The 20,338-nt window shown below is 64.3% G+C and carries 19 protein-coding genes; 12 read left to right on the top strand and 7 right to left on the bottom strand.

The window, feature by feature from the left end; all coding sequences use genetic code 11:
* Window positions 1-140: 140 nt before the first annotated feature.
* From sthA to ACOYW5_RS10210, 6 genes are all read right to left on the bottom strand, one after another.
* Window positions 141-1,562, bottom strand: a complete 1,422-nt coding sequence (gene sthA, locus ACOYW5_RS10235; protein ID WP_423069150.1) for a Si-specific NAD(P)(+) transhydrogenase — start codon at window positions 1,560-1,562, stop codon at window positions 141-143.
* Window positions 1,563-1,702: 140 nt separating this feature from the next.
* Window positions 1,703-2,623, bottom strand: coding sequence for a polyphosphate kinase 2 (gene ppk2 / locus ACOYW5_RS10230; RefSeq protein WP_423069149.1), 921 nt, complete (start codon window positions 2,621-2,623; stop codon window positions 1,703-1,705).
* Window positions 2,624-2,761: 138 nt separating this feature from the next.
* On the bottom strand, window positions 2,762-4,525 hold the full coding sequence (locus ACOYW5_RS10225; protein WP_423069148.1) for an adenylate/guanylate cyclase domain-containing protein: 1,764 nt from the start codon (window positions 4,523-4,525) through the stop codon (window positions 2,762-2,764).
* A gap of 75 nt (window positions 4,526-4,600) precedes the next feature.
* Window positions 4,601-5,011: a cupin domain-containing protein gene (locus ACOYW5_RS10220; RefSeq protein WP_423069147.1), complete on the bottom strand. Its 411-nt coding sequence runs from the start codon at window positions 5,009-5,011 to the stop codon at window positions 4,601-4,603.
* A 1-nt stretch (window position 5,012) separates the two neighbouring features.
* On the bottom strand, window positions 5,013-5,852 hold the full coding sequence (locus ACOYW5_RS10215; RefSeq protein WP_423069146.1) for a phosphoenolpyruvate hydrolase family protein: 840 nt from the start codon (window positions 5,850-5,852) through the stop codon (window positions 5,013-5,015).
* Window positions 5,853-5,860: 8 nt separating this feature from the next.
* Window positions 5,861-7,048 carry a Tm-1-like ATP-binding domain-containing protein gene (locus tag ACOYW5_RS10210; protein ID WP_423069145.1) on the bottom strand — a complete coding sequence of 396 codons (1,188 nt, stop codon included), beginning with the start codon at window positions 7,046-7,048 and terminating at the stop codon, window positions 5,861-5,863.
* A gap of 133 nt (window positions 7,049-7,181) precedes the next feature.
* Here ACOYW5_RS10210 and ACOYW5_RS10205 point away from each other — a divergent pair, with 133 nt between their 5' ends.
* From ACOYW5_RS10205 to ACOYW5_RS10155, 11 genes are all read left to right on the top strand, one after another.
* Entirely contained in the window at window positions 7,182-7,814 is a 633-nt protein-coding gene (locus ACOYW5_RS10205) for a TetR/AcrR family transcriptional regulator (protein ID WP_423069144.1), read from the top strand.
* A 332-nt stretch (window positions 7,815-8,146) separates the two neighbouring features.
* Window positions 8,147-9,451 (top strand): ABC transporter substrate-binding protein, encoded by a 1,305-nt coding sequence (locus ACOYW5_RS10200; protein ID WP_423069143.1) that lies wholly within the window; start codon window positions 8,147-8,149, stop codon window positions 9,449-9,451.
* A gap of 82 nt (window positions 9,452-9,533) precedes the next feature.
* Complete coding sequence (locus ACOYW5_RS10195; protein ID WP_423069142.1) at window positions 9,534-10,424, top strand: carbohydrate ABC transporter permease; 891 nt, start codon at window positions 9,534-9,536, stop codon at window positions 10,422-10,424.
* A 1-nt stretch (window position 10,425) separates the two neighbouring features.
* Window positions 10,426-11,385 carry a carbohydrate ABC transporter permease gene (locus tag ACOYW5_RS10190; protein WP_423069141.1) on the top strand — a complete coding sequence of 320 codons (960 nt, stop codon included), beginning with the start codon at window positions 10,426-10,428 and terminating at the stop codon, window positions 11,383-11,385.
* Complete coding sequence (locus ACOYW5_RS10185; protein WP_423069140.1) at window positions 11,382-11,609, top strand: hypothetical protein; 228 nt, start codon at window positions 11,382-11,384, stop codon at window positions 11,607-11,609. The genes ACOYW5_RS10190 and ACOYW5_RS10185 overlap by 4 nt, the downstream gene beginning before the upstream one ends.
* A complete protein-coding gene (locus ACOYW5_RS10180; RefSeq protein ID WP_423069139.1) occupies window positions 11,602-12,708 on the top strand; it encodes an ABC transporter ATP-binding protein in 1,107 nt (368 codons plus the stop codon). The genes ACOYW5_RS10185 and ACOYW5_RS10180 overlap by 8 nt, the downstream gene beginning before the upstream one ends.
* A gap of 2 nt (window positions 12,709-12,710) precedes the next feature.
* The gene (locus ACOYW5_RS10175) at window positions 12,711-13,784 is read left to right on the top strand and encodes an ABC transporter ATP-binding protein (protein ID WP_423069138.1); all 1,074 of its coding nucleotides are present in this window, start codon (window positions 12,711-12,713) and stop codon (window positions 13,782-13,784) included.
* Between the two features lie 104 nt (window positions 13,785-13,888).
* Window positions 13,889-14,935: a TIM barrel protein gene (locus ACOYW5_RS10170; RefSeq protein WP_423069137.1), complete on the top strand. Its 1,047-nt coding sequence runs from the start codon at window positions 13,889-13,891 to the stop codon at window positions 14,933-14,935.
* Window positions 14,936-15,088: 153 nt separating this feature from the next.
* Window positions 15,089-16,222: a Gfo/Idh/MocA family protein gene (locus ACOYW5_RS10165; RefSeq protein WP_423069136.1), complete on the top strand. Its 1,134-nt coding sequence runs from the start codon at window positions 15,089-15,091 to the stop codon at window positions 16,220-16,222.
* A complete protein-coding gene (locus ACOYW5_RS10160) occupies window positions 16,207-17,070 on the top strand; it encodes a sugar phosphate isomerase/epimerase family protein (protein WP_423069135.1) in 864 nt (287 codons plus the stop codon). The genes ACOYW5_RS10165 and ACOYW5_RS10160 overlap by 16 nt, the downstream gene beginning before the upstream one ends.
* 218 nt (window positions 17,071-17,288) lie before the next feature.
* Window positions 17,289-18,302 (top strand): lactonase family protein, encoded by a 1,014-nt coding sequence (locus tag ACOYW5_RS10155; RefSeq protein ID WP_423069134.1) that lies wholly within the window; start codon window positions 17,289-17,291, stop codon window positions 18,300-18,302.
* 215 nt (window positions 18,303-18,517) lie between these two features.
* Here the strand turns inward: ACOYW5_RS10155 and ACOYW5_RS10150 are convergent, their stop codons facing one another.
* Window positions 18,518-19,720, bottom strand: a complete 1,203-nt coding sequence (locus tag ACOYW5_RS10150; RefSeq protein WP_423069133.1) for an MFS transporter — start codon at window positions 19,718-19,720, stop codon at window positions 18,518-18,520.
* 243 nt (window positions 19,721-19,963) lie between these two features.
* Between ACOYW5_RS10150 and ACOYW5_RS10145 the strand changes: the two genes are divergently transcribed.
* Window positions 19,964-20,338: a hypothetical protein gene (locus tag ACOYW5_RS10145; protein WP_423069132.1), complete on the top strand. Its 375-nt coding sequence runs from the start codon at window positions 19,964-19,966 to the stop codon at window positions 20,336-20,338.

The raw sequence follows: 20,338 nt of genomic DNA, 5'->3' as shown, positions 1-20,338 counted from the left end.
CCCAGGCCCAGCGCCCAGGCTCGCAGGAAGATTTCGACCGAGGGATCCAGCATCGTCCATCTCCGTGGTGTTTACGGAAATGGTCGAACGGGGAAGGGGTGGGATCGACAGTGGCCCGGTGTGCTTGGGGCGCCCCACGCTCAGTTGATTGCGCTGGCCCCGCCCACATCCCGCCCCGGCATGCGGTTGAACGCATCGAGCGCTGCGATCTTGTACGCCTCGGCCAGCGTCGGATAGTTGAACGCGTTCTCGACGAAGTAGTCGACCGTACCCTTCAGATTGAGCACCGCCTGGCCGATGTGGACCAGTTCCGTCGCACCCTCGCCGATAATGTGCGCCCCCAGCAGTCGCCGGGTCTTCAGCGAGAAGATCAGCTTCATCATCCCGCCCTGCAGTCCCATGATGTGGCCGCGCGACGTCTCGCGGAACCGGGCGATGCCGCACTCGTAGGGAATGTTCTTGGCCTTCACTTCGGCCTCGGTGAGGCCCACGGTCGAGATCTCCGGCACGGCATAGATGCCGTAAGGGAAATACTCGGGGGCAGGGGGCATCGGCGCGCCGAAAGCGTGGCAGGCGGCAATCCGTCCCTGTTCCATCGACGTCGAAGCCAGCGAGGGAAAGCCGATCACGTCGCCCGCCGCATAGATATGCGGCACCGTGGTCTGGAACGTCTTGGCGTCCACCTTGAGCCGGCCGCGGTCGTCCGCCTCGAGCCCGCAGGTCTCGAGCCCTAGCCCGGCGGTCGCGCCAACCCGGCCGGCCGCGTAGAGCAGCATTTCGGTGCGGATCTTCCGCCCGTCGCTCAGCGTCGACACCGTCCAGCCCTGGTTGTCGATCTCCACCGTCTCGACCTTGACCCCGAGCCGCAGCTGCATGCCGCGCTTCCTGAGCTCGTGCACGAACTCCTCGATGATCTCGCGATCGATGAACTCGAGGAACTGCTCGCGCGGTTCGACCAGCGTCACCGGCACGTCCATCGCTGAAAAGATCGTCGCGTATTCGAGCCCGATCACGCCCGCGCCGACCACGGTCAGGCTCTTGGGCACACGCGGATCCGAGGCAACATTGTCGCTGTCGAACACGCTCGTCTCGTTGAACGGGATGTGCCTGGGCCGATAGGGCGCCGTGCCCACCGCGATCACCGCATTCGCAAAGCCGAAGCTGTACTCGCTGTCGCCGCCGTTCTTCACCGCGATGGTGTGCGGATCGACGAACCGTGCCTTGCCGGCCACCGTGCGCACGCCATTGCGGGCGAACTGGTGCTCCAGGACGTCGATCTCGTGATCGAGCGTCATCCGCAGCCGCGCGCCGAGATCCTTGCCCTCGATGTCTTTTTTCACGCGATAGGCGAGCCCGTAGAAGCCGCGCTCACGCCAGCCCGAAAGGTTCAGCACCGTCTCGCGCAAGGTCTTCGATGGAATCGTGCCGGTATGCACCGACACCCCGCCGACGCGCAGCCGGTTCTCCACCACCAGCACGCTTCGACCGATCTTGGCCGCCTGGATCGCAGCCCGCCGACCCGCCGGCCCCGAGCCGATGACAATGAGATCGTAATTTTCCATGTGCAGTCCCCCGACGCGACATTTGCACGGGTTACGTGAAGCTCACATGGCGGAGTGCGCATGGCGGGGATGTGCGGTGGGCAGTGGTGCCTCCTCATCCCCCCTACGCAGCGGGGGAGGATCAAGAAGGAGCCAACCCCTCAATAAACCTCCGGCACATACAACTCCGGGCTCACCGCGTGCCGCACATAGTCCGGGTGCCGCACGCGCGGCGGCAGCTCGACGTCCTGCTTGGGCACATCGCCATACTCCACCTGTGAAAGCAGGTGCGCGATCATGTTGAGCCGCGCGCGCTTCTTGTCCACCGCCTGCACCACCCACCACGGCGCTTCCTCGGTATGGGTGCGGTCGAACATCTCTTCCTTGGCGCGGGTATAGTCTTCCCAGTGCACCCGGCTTTCGAGGTCCATGGGGCTGAGCTTCCACTGCTTCAGCGGATCATGTAGGCGCATCTTGAACCGGAATTCCTGCTCCTCGTCGGTGATCGAGAACCAGTATTTGACGAGGATGATGCCGGAGCGGACCAGCATGCGCTCGAACTCGGGCACGGTGCGGAAGAACTCCTCGAGCTCGTCCTTGGTGCAGAACCCCATCACCCGCTCGACGCCGGCGCGGTTGTACCAGCTTCGATCGAACATCACCATTTCGCCCGCCGTCGGCAGGTGCGGCACGTAGCGCTGGAAATACCACTGGTGCCGCTCGCGTTCGGTCGGCGCCGGCAGCGCCACGACGCGCGCCACGCGCGGATTGAGCCGCTGCGTCACGCGCTTGATCGCGCCGCCCTTGCCAGCGGAGTCGCGACCCTCGAACAGCACGACCATTTTAAGCTTCTTGTAGGCGACCCAGTCCTGCAGCTTCACCAGCTCGTGCTGCAGGCGGAACAACTCGCGGAAATACACCTTTCGGTCGAGCGTATCGGTGCCCGGCCCTTCCATGCCGTCGGCGACCATCTCGTCGAGACGGTCGTCCTCCATCTGCATTTCCAGCTCTTCGTCGAAATCGTCGGCGATCGCCTGCTTGATCCGTTCGACTTCAGCGGGGTTCCGGTTGTCGTCGTTCATCGTGCGCGTCCCTGTTTTCTGGCCGCGAGGGGTGCCCTGCCGATGTGAAGCTAATGTGACAGGACGGTGAAGGTTCTTGCGGGTCGGCCTCGAAGGTGTCCCACCCACAGATGTCATCCCTGCGAAGGCAATAGTCGCCTACGCCTCCGCCAGCCCCGCCAGCTTCAGCCCATCGAGCACCGCCACCAATCGCGTCGGATCGCGCTGCGGCTGGCCATCCCAGATCAGCTTGGCCGTGACGCCCGGCGACAGCTTCTTCAGCGTCGCGAGATAGCGCTTGGCCTCGTCCATGCGGCCCAGATGCGCATTGGCTGCCGCCAGCATCCAGTAGGTGCAGACAAAGCTCGAATTGGCCGTGAGGCTGCGCTTGGCCCAGGTCAGCGCCTCCTCGTATTCGCCGCGGATCATGTGCGCATGCGCAATCGCCGTCATCGGCCAGTGCGCGCCATCCAGCGAGGGGCTGAGCCGGATCGCATGCTCGCTATAGGCGATGGCGTCGTCGAGGCTACCGAGGTGCAACTGCGCGATGCCGGCAAAGATCATCACGTCGAGATTGTTCGGATTGAGCTTCACCGCCCTGCGACTGAGCTCTAGGCCCAGGTCGTAGTCCTTGAGGTTGTGGATCAGCATCATCGAGCAAAGGCTGAGGATCACCGCGTCATCGCGGGCGTTGGCGAGCGCCTTCTCGACCAGCTCGATGCCGCGCTGGTAGTCGTCCACCCCGATCGCCGGCCAGCCCTGCGCCGCCCGGTGCAGCATGGCGTTGCCGGCATAGACGAGATAGCTCGGATTATTCGGCTCGAGCCCGATGGCGCGCAGCAGCAGCCGGATGGCATCGGCATTGGACGCTTCGGTCTGCGCCAGGTGCATGGGGAGGGCGCGGAGATAGAGGTCGTAGGCCTCGACGCTGTCCGGCCGCTCGCGGCGCGAACGCTCGATCTCGGCCCAGCGGATGGTGGGCTCGACCAGCGAGGCGACCGTGGCGGTGATCCGGTCCTGGAAGTCGAACACGTCTTCGAGCGTGCCGTCGAACCTGTCGGCCCAGAGGTGCGCGCCGGTGGTCGCGTCGATCAGCTGCGCCGTGATGCGCAAGCGCTCGCGAGCCCGCCGCACGCTACCCTCGAGCAGGTAGCGCACCCCCAGTTCCTTCGCCACCTGGCGAACGTCGACCGCGCGGCCCTTGTAAACGAAGCTCGAATTGCGGGCGATGACGGCGAAATCCTTGAACCGGCTGAGCGCGGTGATGATGTCTTCGACCACCCCGTCGGCGAAGTACTCCTCTTCGCTGTCCCCGCTCATATTGTCGAACGGCAGCACCGCGACCGACGGCCGGCGCGGCGTCACCGGCCCGAACTCGCGGCCCTTGGGCGCTTCGGCGCCTTCCGCCAGCACTTCGTAGACGCGCACCGGGCGGGGAATGTTCTTGAGGTCGCGCTCACCCATGTCGAGGAAGCCGACCTTCATCCGGTCGCGCACCTCCTCGAACACCTTGCCCGAAATATAGATGCCGCCCGGATCGGCGATCTGCTGCAACCGCGCCGCGATGTTGATGCCGTCGCCATAGATGTGCGCGTCGTCATGCACCACATCGCCCTGGTTGATGCCGATGCGGAACACGAGGCGCCGGGCCGGGGGCGTGTCGGCATTGCGCTCGACCATCATCGCCTGCATGGCGAGCCCGGCCTCGACGGCGGAGACAATGGAACCGAACTCCGCGACAAGTCCGTCGCCGGCCAAATCGACGACGCGCCCGCCGTGCTTTTGCAACAGCTGGATCACGGCGACCTGGTGGCCCTTGAGGGCTGCGACGGTCCCGGCTTCGTCAATGCTTACCAGCGCGCTGTATCCCGCAACATCAGCGCACAGCACTGCCACGAGACGGCGCGACAAAACCTGTTCCATATCCGCGTCCTAGGCGGAACGATCGCCCTCTGTCCAAGGGTAAATCCTTGCAGCGTTACTTGGAAGTGGAAACCGCTACTGGCCTTTCGGGATAAGGCGGAAATCCGGCAGGTCGCGCAAGACCAGTTCCGGGCCGGCCGGCGAATAGACGACGAACAGCTGCATCGGCTTGTCGCCGGTGTTGAGCGTTGAATGAAACCGGCTTTCCGGAACGAACACGGTGCACCCCGGCCCGACCTTCTGCGTCACCGGCACGCCCTCGGGCGTCTCCACCATCTGCTCACCCTCGCCGGCGATGACGAAGATGATCTCCTCGGCCCCCGGATGGTTGTGCCGGCTATGCCCCTGACCCGGCGGCAGATCCACCACGCCGCCCGAGAATCGCTGCGCCCCATTCACCTCCGGCGCCACCGTCAGCGCCAGCCGTCCCCAATCGAACCCGAACGCGCTGACATCGCGCGGATAGACGAAGTTGTTCTCGGCCATGTCAGTTATCCCCCGTCCTCAACCCCTTGAACCCCTCGACCTGGTGCTTGATCGCCACCTCCACCGGCAGCCGCTCCATCGAGCTCGCGCCGTAGAACCCGTGGCAGCCCTTGACCCGGTCGAGCACGAATTTCGCATCCTCCGGCATGGCGATCGGCCCGCCATGGCAGAGGACGATCACATCCGGCTTCACCGCCTTCGCCGCCGTTGCGATCGCTTCGATCTCGGCACAGCACGTGTCCAGCGACTTTGCCGCCGTGGCCCCGATGGCGCCGCCGGTCGTCACCCCCATGTGCGCCACGATGATATCGGCCCCGACGCCGGCCATGGCTTTGGCTTCATCCGGGTTGAACACATAGGGTGTTGTCAGCAGATCGAGTTTTCGCGCCTCGGCGATCATGTCGACCTCGAGCCCGTAGCCCATGCCTGTCTCCTCGAAGCTGACCCGCATCACCCCATCGAACAGCCCGATGGTGGGGAAGTTCTGCACCCCCGAGAAACCCATGGCTTTGAGTTCGGCGAGGAACTGCGGCATCAGCACGAACGGGTCGGTGCCATTGACGCCGGCCAGTACCGGTGTGCGCTTCACCACCGGCAGCACTTCGCGTGCCATGTCCTTGACGATCTCGTTGGCATTGCCATAGGCGAGCAGCCCCGCCGCCGAGCCCCGCCCGGCCATGCGATAGCGCCCCGAATTGTAGATGATGATGAGGTCGATGCCCCCGGCTTCTTCGGCCTTGGCCGAAATGCCGGTGCCGGCTCCGCCGCCGACAATGGGCACGCCGCGCGTCACCATGTCATGGAATTTCCTCAGGATTTCGGCGCGGGCAATCGCTGCCATGTGGGCTCCTATGCTGCGATTTCGGTGTAAGCGGCGACGGCAGCCGCCGCGAATTCGGGGTCGTTGATATGGCAGTCGAGAGTGATGAGGCGCCGGTTGCCGTTCCACTGCACCGTGCGCTGGACGGCGTTGAACAGTTCGGCGTCCGCCTCGGCATCGCGGAACGGTCCGCCCTCGGTGTCGATCGCCGACAGCCCTCGCAGCGGCAGCAGGAACCGCACCTGTCCCTCGCAGGCATTGAGCTTGCCACCGATCCATTCCCCGATCGCCCGGCATTCATCCGCCGTCGTGCGCATCAGGGTGACATTGTCGTTGTGCGAATAGAACAGCCGGGCGGAGAAGCGCTCGGGCACTGTGGACGGCGCCCAGAAATTGACCATGTCGCACGCGCCGACCGAGCCGACATAGGGCACCCGGGTCCGCGCGATAGCATCGAGCCGCTCCGGCCCAGCCGGCAGCACCCCGCCGATCAGGTAATCCGCGACTTCGGTGGTGGTGATGTCGATGACGGCAGTGATCAGCCCGGAATCGACCAGCATTTCCATCGTCTTGCCACCCGTGCCGGTCGCGTGGAACACCAGCGGCTCAATGGCCCCCGCCATCAGCTCGACGATCTGCGTAACCGCCGGTGTCGTCACCCCGAACATAGTGAACCCCACGGCCCGCTTGGTGGCCGGTGGAACTGGCTCCTCGCTCGCGCTCATGCCGGCGATCGCCTGCGCGGCATTCGACAATATAACGCGTGATATCCGATTGAGCCCGGCGAGGTCGGTAATCGAGGGCATCATCATGATGTCGCTGACCCCGACATAGGGCGACACCTCACCCGACGCCAATGTCGATACCATGATTTTCGGCAAACCGATCCGCAGCTTACGCATCCCGGCCGTGATGATCGACGTGCCGCCACCGCCGCCGATCCCAACGATCCCCGCTACATCATCACGTGTTATGATGAAGTTGGCAAAGGCCTCTGCCATCCCCGCCACAGCAACCCCTCGGTCGGTGACCTCCAGCAGTCCCGGAGCCCCGAAAGTTGCCACCTCAGCCGCCGCGATCTCGGGCGGAATGGTCGGCGTGCGAATGCCAACGTCGACGACAAGCGGATCGCCGCCGAGCGCACGAATACGCTCGGCGAGAAAGGCGAGTTCCTCTCCCTTCGTGTCGGCCGTGCCGACCACGTAGATGCGCTTCATCGGCGCTCCCTCCGGCGCTCTTTGTGCAATTGCAGACGTCTCCTCCCGTCCGCATTGCCGGCGCCATTGCCCCAGTCATTGCAGACCCCGGGCCTCATTGCAAAGAGTTTTGAGATGTGCGTATCATTTCGATATGGACGTCTCAGATACCGAGGATCTGCAACCGATCGAGCCGCGCGGCGCCAGGGCCCGCACGCGGAAACTGATGTTGCAGACCGCCATCGCACTCATGCAGCGCGGCGAGACGCCGTCGGTCAGCGACGTCGCCGAAGCGGCGGCGGTTTCGCGCGCCACGGCCTATCGCTACTTTCCGAGCCAGGCCGCACTGGTCCACGCCGTGGTCGACGAAGCCCTCGGGCCCATCCTCGATTGGCGCAGTGATAGTGCCGATCCGGAGGCGCGGGTGCAGCAATTGCTGACGCTAACCATGCCGCGCGTTGCCGAGTTCGAGGCCACCTTCAAGGCGGCGCTGAAGCTGTCGCTCGAGCAGTGGGCCCAGCGCCGGGCTGGTACATTTGGCGCTGAACCGCCGTTCAAGCGCGGTCATCGCGTCGATCTGCTGCAAATGGCGATAGCGCCACTCAAGAATAAACTGCCTGAAGCCAAGTTCCAGCGTCTGGCCAAGGCCCTGTCGTTGGTCTACGGCCTCGAAGTCCTTATTGTTCTCAAAGACTTGTGGGGGCTTGAGATGGCTGAGATGCGGGACGTTGCTGGCTGGGCCGCCTCGGCGCTGGTGCGCGCTGCAGTTGCCGAGGCAGGTGCTTGATCTGTCAGGGAGAAACAATTTTCCCAATCTGAGTTTCGACTGGAGAAAATGCTAGCATGTTAGCTTGACGTCACTGGCAAAACATAGACACACTACTGCCAGCACGACGATCGGAGGGAGGATCAAGTGCGACGGGCGCTGAGGGGCGCCGCAGCCGGATGCCTTGGGAGAGGCAGGCCGGCACACCGGAAACATTCCGACGTCGCGACCAAAACGACCGGCTATTTCGGGCTTGGGAGAGCTTTGCCGGTTCGCTGCTGAATGCCCCCGGCACTGAGGAGGGGCGCGGACCGGTCTCGCAACCGGTCCACGAGCGCTAGAGGGAGGACCATATGCGCGTTCTAGGGAAAGGCATGCTGGCCGGTCTCGGCCTGATGCTTGCGTCGAGCACGTCTGTGCTCGCGCAGGAACTGACTATTCTTTGGGCGGAATGGGATCCGGCCAATTACCTGCAGGAACTCGTCAATGAGTACCCGGGTGCGAAGGTCACCGTGGAAACCGTTCCGTGGCCGGACTTCCAGACCAAGGCCTTCACCGAGTTCAACGCCCAGGGCTCGGCCTATGACCTCGTGGTCGGCGACAGCCAGTGGCTGGGTGCCGGCTCGACGCAGGGGCACTATGTCGACCTGACGGACTTTGTCGCTCAGCACAACCTGACCACGGCAATGGCTCCGGCAACCATGAAGTACTACTCGGAATATCCGGGTGGCTCGGGCAAATACTGGGCGGTTCCGCTCGAGGGTGATGCTCTCGGCTGGGCCTATCGGAAGGATTGGTTCGAAAATCCGGACGAGATGGCGGCTTTCAAGGCGAAGTACGGCTACGACCTTGCCGTGCCGCAGACCTGGCAGCAGCTGCTCGATATCGCCGAATTCTTCACGCGTCCCGACAAGAATATGTACGGAGCCGCGATCTACACGATGAACGCGGGCGACGCCATCGTCATGGGCGTCGAGAACTCGGTCTTTGCCTATGGCGGCTCGTTCGGCGACTATGCCACCTACAAGGTGACTGGCGAGCTCAATTCCGAGAAGTCGGTGAAGGCGCTCGAGGACTATCGCAAGCTCTTCACCTACAACCCGCCGGGCTGGGGCAACGCGTTCTTCGTCGAAACCAACACCGCGTTTGCCCAAGGGCAGGCGGCGATGGCGATGAACTACTTCGCCTTCTTCCCCTCGTTGATCAACGAGGCCACCAATCCCTATGCCAAGTCGACCGGCTTCTTCGCGAACCCCAAGGGGCCGAACGGCGATGACTTCGCGGCTTTGGGCGGGCAGGGCATCTCGATCGTGAGCTACAGCCAGAATCAGGATGAGGCGAAGAAGTTCCTCGAGTGGTTCATCTTGCCCGAGACCCAGAAGCGCTGGGCCGAGCTCGGTGGCTACACCTGCGATGCCAAGCTGCTCGAGAGCCCCGAGTTCCGCAACGCCACGCCGTACAACGAAGCGTTCTACCAGACCATGTTCAAAGTCCGCGACTTCTGGGCGCTGCCTGAATATGCCGAACTCCTCACCGAGGCCGCCGACACCTTCTACCCCTATGTGGTGGACGGAAAGGGCACGGCCAAGGAGACCCTCGACAAGCTGGCGGCCACCTGGGTCGATACGCTCAAGTCGGCCGGCTACGCGGCCGAGTGACGGGTGACGAAACGTCCGGGGAGGCGGCGCTTGCCCGCCTCCCCGGATTCTCAAGCGGGGGACTCTGGCCTTGGATAAGTTGATGACAACGCTCGATCCAAAGACGCGCGCGGCGACGCGCGGATGGAGCGACATCACCATTCGGAACCTGTTCATCATCCCGACGGTGGGGTTCCTGATCGTCTTCAATGTCTTCCCGCTGCTCTATTCGCTCGGGTTCTCTTTCACCGACTTCAAGGCGTCGAGCAAAGCCGCAGCCAATTTCGTCGGCTTCAAGAACTATGCCGACGTGCTCGCCGATCCGGTCATCTGGCGGACCTTCACAACGACCCTGTGGTACGTCATCGTCTCGGTCACGGGCCAGTTCATCGTCGGCTTCGGACTGGCGCTGCTGCTCAATCGCCCCATCCCTTTCAAGGGCCTCATCACGACGCTGCTGCTCTTGCCGATGATGCTGTCGCCGGTCGTGGTCGGCCTGTTCTGGAAGCTCATCTACGACCCCTCGTGGGGCATCCTCAATTACGTCCTCGGCCTGGGCAAGGTGGCCTGGCTCACCGACCCCAACCTCGCGCTCTATGCGGTCGCGATCACCGACATCTGGATGTGGTCGCCTTTCGTGATGCTGCTCTCGCTCGCCGGTCTCAGCGCCGTGCCCAAGCACCTGTACGAGGCCGCCTCGATCGATCGCGCCGGCCGGTTCTACACCTTCTTCCGCATCACCCTGCCTCTGGTCGCGCCGATCCTGCTGATCGCGGTGATCTTCCGGACCATGGAAGCCTTCAAGACCTTCGACATTGCCTTCGTGATGACCGGCCAGCCGGCGGCGGAGCTGATCTCCTCGCGCCTCTACAAGATGGCGTTCCAGCAGTGGCAGACGGGGCCGTCCTCGGCGCTGGCCTACATCATCCTGATCATGGTGCTGTGCATCACCAACATCTACGTCAAGTACCTGAACAAGGCCAAGGAGCGCTGAGATGGCTGTCGTATCAACGCGCGCCGGACGCATCGGCAACCGCCTCGCGATCGCGGCGGTGATCGTCATCACGCTGATCTTTCTGTCGCCGATCTACTGGATCACCTCGACGGCCTTCAAGCCGCTGCTGCTTTCGACCACGGTGCCGCCCACGATCGTGTTCGAGCCGCAGGTGACCCCGTTCGTGAAGCTGTTCGTCAAGCGCGCCCAGCTCACCGCACCGGTGGACCAGGCTACCTTTGACGCCGCCCCCTGGTGGGAGCAGCTCGTGCTCGCCGGCGGCGAGCGGTTGTCGCGCAACGGCCAAGGCGACGTGGTCTACTCGGCCTATCCCGACCGCTTCGTCAATTCGCTGATCATCGCCATCACCTCGACACTCCTCGCGGTCTCGATGGGCACCATCACCGCCTACGGCTTCTCGCGCTTCCGCGTGAAGGGCGAGGCGGACCTGCTGTTCTTCATCCTTTCGACGCGCATGCTGCCGCCGATCGTCGTCGCCATCCCAATGTTCCTCATGTACCGCGCCGTCGGGCTCAACGACACGCATCTGGGGCTCATATTGCTCTACACCGCGTTCAACGTGTCGTTCGCGGTCTGGCTGATGAAAGGGTTCATCGACGAGATACCCAGGGAGTACGAGGAAGCGGCGCTGGTCGACGGCTACACGCGCATGCAGGCCTTCTTCAAGATCGTGCTGCCCGAAGCCGCGACCGGCATCGCGGCCACCGCCGTGTTCTGCTTCATCACTGCGTGGAACGAGTACGCCTTCGCCCTGATCCTCACCAACCGACGGGCCCAGACGGCGCCGCCGTTCATTCCGAGTCAGATCGGCACGGGCTTGCAGGACTGGACGGTCATCGCCGCCGGCACCGTGCTCTTCCTGCTCCCGGTCGCCATTTTCACCTTCCTGCTCCGCAATCACCTGCTGCGTGGCATGAGCTTCGGGGCGATCCGCAAGTGAACATCCGCGACTTCAACCAGAAGATCCTCAACCCCGGCTCTATGACCTTCATGGTCGTCGGCATCCTGTTGCTCTGCCAGCCCTGGGTGGAGGTGCTGCACCAGTGGAGCGTGCTGGTCATGTTGGTAGGCCTCATCGGCTTCAACTTCTCCGTCCACATTCCGCCGCCCGAAAAGAAGCTGATCGACGAGGCTGACCCGGCCCACGGAGGCCCCCATGGCTGAGATCGAGCTCAGGCACGTCCAGAAGCACTTCGGCCCCGTCCACGTCATCAAGGACGTCAACCTGACGGTGAAGGATCGCGAGTTCGTCGTCTTTCTTGGCCCTTCCGGTTGCGGCAAGACCACGACGCTGCGCGCCATCGCCGGCCTCGAGGACATTGGCTCCGGCGAGATCCTCCTCGACGGCAAGCCGATCCAGGACCTGCGGGCCGCCGATCGCGACATCGCCTTCGTCTTCCAGAACTACGCGCTCTATCCCCATTTCACCGTCTACGAGAACCTCGCCTTCCCGCTTCGTGCTGTCGGCACCGCAAAGGCCGAAGTAGACCAGACCGTGCGTTCGGTCGCCAAATCGCTCGGCATCACCCACCTGCTCAACGCCCGCCCGTCCGCCCTTTCCGGCGGCGACATGCAGCGCGTCGCCATCGGCCGCGCCCTGGTGCGGCGCCCCAAGGCGCTGCTGCTCGACGAACCGATCGGCTCGCTCGATGCCAAGCTCCGCGAGACCATGCGCGTCGAGCTCAAGCGCCTGCACTACGAAAACGGCTCGACCTCGATCTATGTCACCCACGACCAGGTCGAAGCCATGTCGCTCGCCGACCGCATCGTGGTGATGAACGACGGCGTGCTGCAGCAGGTCGGCACGCCGACCGAGGTCTACCTCTATCCGGCCAACCTGTTCGTCGCCCAGTTCATCGGTTCGCCGGTGATGAACATCGCCGCGACCCGAGTCAGCGAGGCCGACGGCGAGGCGCAGATCGCGCTTGATGGGGCGAGCTTCGGTCTGCCCCGCGAACTGCTCGGCATGCTCGAGCAGAAGAAGGCCGTGGCCGACCTGTCGCTCGGCGTGCGCCCCGAAGGCGTGCTGGTCAGTCGCGACCAGAAGCCAGGCTACCGGCCGGCCGAAGCTCACATCATCCAGCCGTTCGGTGGCTTCGATATCGTCGACCTCAAGTTCGGCGAACGAACCCTGCGCGCCCGCACCACCTCTGGCTATGTCGACAAGGTAGGCACCCAGGTGTTCGCCCGCATCGATCCGGCCCAGGCCCATTTCTTCGACAGCACGTCCGGCGCTTCGCTCGGCATCCGGCTGGGGAACTGATCATGGCGCGCATCCGTCTCGAGAACATCTCCAAGAATTTCGGCAGTCACACCGCCGTTGAGGACCTCGATCTCGACATCGCCAACGGCGAGTTCTTCGTGCTGCTCGGCCCTACCGGCGCGGGGAAGACCACCACATTGCGCATGATCGCCGGGCTGGAAAAGCCGACGGTCGGCAGCATCTGGATCAATGAGGCCAACGTCAACGCGTGGGGGCCGGCCGAGCGCGACGTCGCGCTGGTGCTGCAGCAATACTCGCTCTATCCGCGCCTCACCGTGCGCGAGAATCTCGCCTTCCCGCTACGCTCCCGCATCCGCAAGTTCAGCGAAGCCGAGATCGACAAGCGCATCGATTACGCGTCGACTACCCTCCGCATCACCCATCTGCTCGACCGCAAGACCGACCGCCTCTCGGGCGGCGAAATGCAACGCGTTTCCATCGGTCGGGCCATCGTGCGCGAACCGCAAGTCTTCCTGATGGATGAGCCGCTGTCGGCGCTCGACGCCAAGCTCCGCGAGGCCCTCCGGTCCGAACTCAAGGATCTGCAGATGCGGCTGGGCGCCACCTTCATCTTCGTTACCCATGACCAGGTCGAAGCCATGACCATGGGCGACCGCATCGCGGTGATGCATAACGGCAAGATCGTCCAGGTCGGCCGCCCGCAGGAGGTCTACTCCAATCCCCGCAACACCTTCGTTGCGAGCTTTGTGGGGTCCCCCGCCATCAACCTGGTGCACGGTCACGTTGTCGGCAACGCCGCGATCTTTGCCGACAAGGCGGCCAACCTGCCGCTCGCCGGTAATCCTGCGGGCGAGGGTGCCATGACCTTCGGCATCCGCCCCGAGGACATCGAAGTCGCCTCCGGCGCCCCGGTCGAAGCCAAGATCCACGACATCGAGAACCACGGCATCGAGAAGATCGTCACCCTGCGCGTCGGCGACGACCTGCTCCGCGCCGCCGTTCCGGCCCGTGTCGAAGTCAAGGTCGAAGAAGCCGTCCGCTTCGGCTGGAACCCCGACAAGGTGATGCTCTTCGACGCCCAGACCGGCCTGAACTTGAGGCACAAGGCGGCGTGATACCCTCCCCCGCATACGGGGGAGGGGACCGGCGAAGCCGGTGGAGGGGGCGACCAAAAGCGCCGCATTTGATCAAGCAATAATCCCTCGGGGAGGAGGGGGCCATGGCGAACAACTACCCCAAACTGCACAACGCAACCTGGCCCGGCGTCGTCGGCAAAGGCGCACCCGGGGCCGAACCGATCATCGGTCTCGATACCCTCCTCAAGCTCACTGCCAATGCTGAGGTCGATGGCCAGAGGTTTGACGGCGTCGATCTCTGGCTCGCCGATCCGCATATCTCAATCGACTCCGATTTCGATGCCGTGCGCCGCAAGGCCGATGACATCGCCAGTTACGGCCTCAAGGTCGGCAGCTTCGTTGCCCCCATCTGGGCCGGCGCCGGCGGCGGCTCGGCCATGGGCGACGCCGATGACGTCAAACGCTTCCTTTCCCAGGTGAGAAAGGCCTGCCAGATCGGCAAGCAGATGCGCGAGATCGGCATCCGTCCCACCGGTGGCGTGCGCATCGATAGCTCTGTCGGCGTCGAGGAATGGGACAAGGACCCCGAGGGCAACACCAAGAAGATCGCCAACACCTTCCGCGAAGCCGGCAAGATCGCCCGGGATCACGGCGAGTACATCGTCGCCGAAGGCGAGATCTGCTGGGGCGGCATGCACTCCTGGCGCGAGAACGTAAAGCTGCTCGAAATGGTCGGCATGCCGGGCGTCGTCGGCTACCAGGCTGACATGGCGCATTCGATGCTGTTCGTCCTCGGCGCCAATGCCGAGAAGGACCGCATCCTGCCCAGGGATTTCGAGTGGAGCGACAAAGCCGCGCTCGATGCCGCCTACCACAAGGTCGCCGACGCGCTCCGCCCCTGGACGCTCGATTTCCACGTCGCCCAGAACGACGGCACCACCTTCGGCTCGGGCGATCACGAAAAGACCGGCCGCCACTGCCAGATCGACGATCCGAACGGCCGGCTCGATGTCACCAAGCACGCCGGCTACTGGCTCAGGAACAACAACGGCACCCTCACCCGCATGATGCGCCACATCTGCTGGGACGGCTGCATGTTCCCCAATGCCGTGATGGAAAAGCAGGAGACCTGGAACAAGGTCCTCGCCGCCATGCTCAAAGTCCGCGAAGCGCACGGCTGGTGGGAGTAGGCGCGTGGTGGCCACCTCTCTAACCTTCCCCCGGTGTCATCCCAGCGAAAGCGGGGACCCAACTCACCGCAGGCGCTGACCGATGGATGGGTCCCAGCTTTCGCTGGGATGACATCCTGGGTTGTGCGACTGCCGTTCCCAAGGACCAAGTAAATGACCAAGCTCCTCAACATCGGCATGATCGGCTACGGCTTCATGGCCCGCTGCCATTCCCATGCCTGGGCCTCCGTTTCCCACTTCTTCGACACCGGCTATCGCCCCGTCCTCAAGGCCGTCGCGGCCCGCAACGACAGCAAGGTGCGCCGCTTCGCCGAGCAGTGGGGCTATGAGAGCGTCGAGCATGACTGGCGCGCGCTGATCGAGCGCAAGGATATCGACGCCATCGATATCTGTGTGCCCAACGACCTTCACGCCGAGATCGCGATCGCCGCGGCTGCGGCCGGCAAGATGGTGCTGACCGAAAAGCCGCTCGCCCGCACCGCCGCCGAAGGCCTGCCGATGGTCGAGGCGGTCGAGAAGGCCGGCGTCCCCAACCTCGTCTGGTACAATTACCGCCGCATCCCGGCGGTCACGCTGATCCACAACCTCGTCGCCGACGGCAAGCTCGGCCGCATCTTCCACTACCGTTCGAAATTCCTGCAGGATTGGACCATCTCGCCCGACGTGCCGCAGGGCGGGCAGGGCACTTGGCGCCTCGACGTCGAAGCCGCCGGTTCCGGCGTCACCGGCGACCTCATCTCGCACTGCCTCGACAGCGCCATCTGGATCAACGGCGGCATCTCCTCGCTCACCGCGATGACCGAAACCTTCGTCAAGGAGCGCACCCACGCCGAAACCGGCAAGAAGCAGGCGGTGGGCATCGACGACGCTGCGGCAGTGCTGGCCCGCTTCGCCAACGGCTCGCTCGGCACTTTCGAGAGCACCCGCTACGCCCGCGGCCACAAGGCGGCCTACACGCTCGAGATCAACGGCGAAAAGGGCTCGCTCGCCTGGGACCTGCACGACATGAACCGCGTGCAGTATTTCGATCACTCCGTCGAAGGCCAGCTGCGCGGCTGGACCAACATCCTCGTCACCGACGGCGACCACCCCTATCTCGGCAAGTGGTGGGTCCCCGGCCTCATCATCGGCTTCGAACACAGCTTCACCCACACCGCCGCCGATTTCCTCGAGGGGCTGAAGACGGGCAAGCCGGCCGCCCCGACGTTCCGGGATGCGCTCGAGACCAACAAGCTCTGCGACGCGATCATCGCGTCCGGTCAAAGCGGGCAGTGGGTGAACACTTGAAACTCGGCTTCGATCTCCTGCTCTGGACCACCCACGTTACCGACGAGCATTGGCCCATCATCGAGCGCCTCAAGGCCACCGGTTATGATGGCGTCGAGGTACCGATGTTCGAGGGCACGCCCGATCACTACGAGCGCCTCGGCCGCCGCCTGCGCCAGATCGGCCTCGGCGCCACCGGCATCGGCGTCATGCCGGGCGGCGGCAAATCCGCCGTCTCGCCCGACTTGGCGGAACGCGCCGCCGCCCTGACCCATCTCCACTGGCTGACCGATTGCACCGCCGCGCTCGGCGGCACGCTCGCCGCCGGCCCATTCCACCAGCCGCTCGGCGAGTTCACCGGCCGTGGCCCCACCGCCGACGAGAAGGCGCGCGTCCGCGACGTCCACAAGCAGGCCGCACAATATGCGGCGAGGCAGGGCGTCGCCCTCTCGGTCGAACCGCTCAACCGCTTCGAGTGCTACTTCCTCAACTCGGCCGGGCAGGCCGCCGAACTGGTAAGGGCCGTCGACGAGCCGAACTACGGCTATCTCTACGACACCTTCCACTTCAACATCGAAGAGAACTCGATCACCGACGTGATCCCGGCGACGATCCGTGAGATCAACCACGTCCACATCTCCGAGAACAATCGCGGCGTCCCCGGCGCCGGCCACATCGATTTCCAGTCGGTGTTCGATGCCCTGAAACGCGCCGGCTACGACGGCTGGATGACCATCGAAGCTTTCGGGTCGGCCCTGCCGGACCTCGCCGCCGCCACCAAGATCTGGCGGCCCTTGTTCGGCAGCGAGGCCGAGGTCTACGAGAAGGGCTTCAAGCTCATGCGCGAGGGGTGGGACAGGGCGCGCTGACTGACTGATAGAGACGGCCCCCTCCCATCCTCCCCCATAAAGGGGGAGGTGCCGTTCCCTGCTTAGGGCACAATCGAAGACAGAAGCTCGACTCTTCACCTCCCCCTTAAAGGGGGAGGATGGGAGGGGACCGTCTCTCGGCCATGCCACCTTCCGCCCACTTCCCCTAACCTGATGACTCCCCTAAACCTTCCTCCCTACCTGAGGAGGACTCCCGCATGCCCAAGCTCAATCTGCTCTCCGGCTCCTATACCGGTCCCGGCGGCGCCGGCCTCAAGCTGTTGAGCTTCGACACCTCAACCGGCGCTTTCGAGCTGGTTCGCGAGTATCCCGGCACGCCCGATGTCTCCTGGATCGCCTTCGCCCCTTCGACCAGCACCGTCTACGTCACCGACGAGATGGCCGAAAAGGTCGGCGCCTTCACCCTCTCCGCCGATCTCGGCACTGCCACCCCGCTCGGCTACCAGCCCACCGGCGCCAAGTACCCCTGCTACATTCGGTTGAGCCCCAAGGGCACCAAGCTCGCCACCGCCAACTACGGCGACGACTCGGTCCCCGTCTTCAACCTCGATGCCACTACCGGCGCACTGAAAGCCGAGCCGACCGTGCTGCGCAGCGCGCACGCGCACGATGCCGGCCACGCCCATTGGACCCGGTGGTCGCCCGAGGCCGATCGCCTCTACACCGTCGATCTCGGCCACGACGAAGTGCGCTTCTACCCGTATGCCGGCGGTAGCCTCGGCACCGAGCCGGTCATCGCCTTCTCGGCACCGAAGGGCGCCGGCCCGCGCCACCTCGCCTTCCACCCCAACGGCAAGTTCGCCTATCTCTGGACCGAGTACGCCAACGTCCTCACCGCGCTCGCCCGCCACCCCGACGGCACGCTCACGCCGATCAACGCGCTCTCGGCGCTCCCGCCGGAGTTCAACGACAAGTCCTTCGGCGCCCACATCGAGATCAGCCCGAAGGGTGACGCGGTCTATGTCTCGAACCGCGGCCACAACTCGATCGCAGTGTTCGGCATCGCCGCCGACGGCAGCATCAGCCTCAAGCAGATCGTCTCCTGCGGCGGTGATTGGCCCCGCTTCTTCATCCTGCTCGGCAGCCACCTCATCGTCGCCAACCAGAACAGCGAGGACCTCGTCACCTTCGACGTGGCAGCGGATGGCACGCTGAAAGCCAACGGCCAGGTGTTCAAGCTGCAAAAGCCGGTGGCGCTGCTGCCGCTGTGATGCGGGAGGTTGGCAGGAACCGGCTCGTTCCGCCTCACCCCCTCCCGACCTCCCCCATCAAGGGGGAGGTGCCGGCCGGAGTATGGGGCATGATCCTGCCAACGCGCCGCCCCCACCTCCCCCTTGATGGGGGAGGCAACCGAAGCTTGTGAGCGCAGCGAACTAGCGCAGGTCGGAGGGGGTGGAGCCAAGCGCACCGCGCGACGAGTCGCCCCCTACCGCACCTTCCCCATATCCGGCAAAAACACCGTCAGCAGTCCGGCCAGGGGCAGGAACGAGCAGAGCCAGAACACGTATTCGATGCTGGTGACGTCGGCGAGCGCCCCGAGCGCTGCCGCGGCAATACCGCCGGCGCCGAAGGCGAAGCCGAAGAATATCCCTGCGATCATCCCGACCCGGCCCGGCATCAGCTCCTGCGCGAACACCACGATCGCCGAGAAGGCCGACGAGAAGATCAGCCCGATGATGACAGTCAGGATCACCGTCCAGGTGAGGTCGGCATAGGGCAGGGCCAGCGTGAACGGCAGCACGCCGAGGATCGAGAACCAGATCACGAACTTGGCGCCGAACCGGTCGCCGATCGGCCCGCCCAGGAACACGCCGAGCGCCGAGGCGCCGAGATAGACGAACAGCAGGAGCTGCGCGTCCTGCACGCCGACTTGGAATTTGTCGATCAGGAAGAACGTGTAATAGCTCGAGAGGCTGGCCATGTAAGCGTTCTTGGTCAGCGTCAGGATGGTCAGCACACCCAGCGCGATCATCGTCGTGCGCTTGTCGAAGATCAGCGCTGTGCTCGCCGGTGCCCGGCCCGCATTGGCCCGCCGATGCTCGGCATACCAGCGTCCGACGCGGCTCAGGATCACTATGCCGACGAGCGAGCCGATGGCAAAGAGGCTGACGCTCCACTGTCCGCGCGGCAGCACGATGAAAGCCGCGAGCAGCGGCCCGATGGCCGAGCCGGCATTGCCGCCCACCTGGAACAGCGATTGCGCCAGGCCATGCCGCCCGCCCGAAGCAAGCCGCGCCACGCGGCTCGATTCCGGATGGAAGATGGCTGAGCCGAGGCCGACAAAGGCCGAACCGAGCACCAGCAGCCAGTAGCTGTTGGCAAAGCCGAGGACCAATAGGCCCACGAGGCTGGACGCCATGCCGACCGGCAGCGAATAGGGCAGCGGCCGCTTGTCCGTATACATGCCGATCGCCGGCTGCAGCAGCGAGGCGACGCATTGGAACGTGAAGGTCAGGAGCCCGATCTGCACATAGTCGAGCCCGTAGTTTTCCTTGAGGATCGGATAGATCGCCGAGATCAGCGACTGCATGATGTCGTTGATCAGGTGTCCGGCGGAAACCGCGAGTATCACCCAGAACGTGGTCTTGCTGGCGACGGAATTCGCCGGTGCCGCAGCTGCGACGGTCATTGCTGAGTATCCGGAAATAGAATGGCCGGCGTGCCGGCTGAACAGGCCCAACGACTAACATGTCAGCATGGAGCTGTCGTTAGCATTCAAGTCGATTTCCGTTCGGCTGAACCGGGTTTTGGAGCCCACATCTCTAGGTCCGCTAGGGGCTTTGGTCCCTATCTGCGACGCAGCGCAAACGCGCTAACATTTCAGTCGGCCACTCTTATCAGAACACGGGGAAAACCCCGGAAGGGTGGAGCTATGCTGCTGCATGTTCTCGCGAGGCTTCCGCTCGGCTGGAAGCTGCTTGGTGCCTTCCTTGCATCCGGCGTTTTGTGGCTGGTCATCCTGTGGGGCGCCGCCTCACTGGCGACCAGCGCCTCACTGGTCGATGTCCTCTCCAATGCCAAGGCCTATGCGCCGCCGCCCTGCCACAGTCGCGTTTGCGTACTGTCGGGCCCGGGTGGCCTGGTCAATCTCTGGACCAGCCACGTCGATCGCAACCTGGCGCTTGGCCGGACCTTCGTGGTCAAGGGCGTCTGTGCCAGTGCCTGCATGATCGCAGCACGACGGGCGGATGCGACTATGCTGCCCGGCGCCATGCTGGTCCCGCACCAGGTCACGACCTGGAACTAG

Origin of the sequence: Devosia sp. CN2-171, assembly GCF_049354815.1 — a bacterium.
Taxonomy (GTDB): Bacteria; Pseudomonadota; Alphaproteobacteria; order Rhizobiales; family Devosiaceae; genus Devosia_A.
This window is presented reverse-complemented; position numbering and strand designations above follow the sequence as displayed.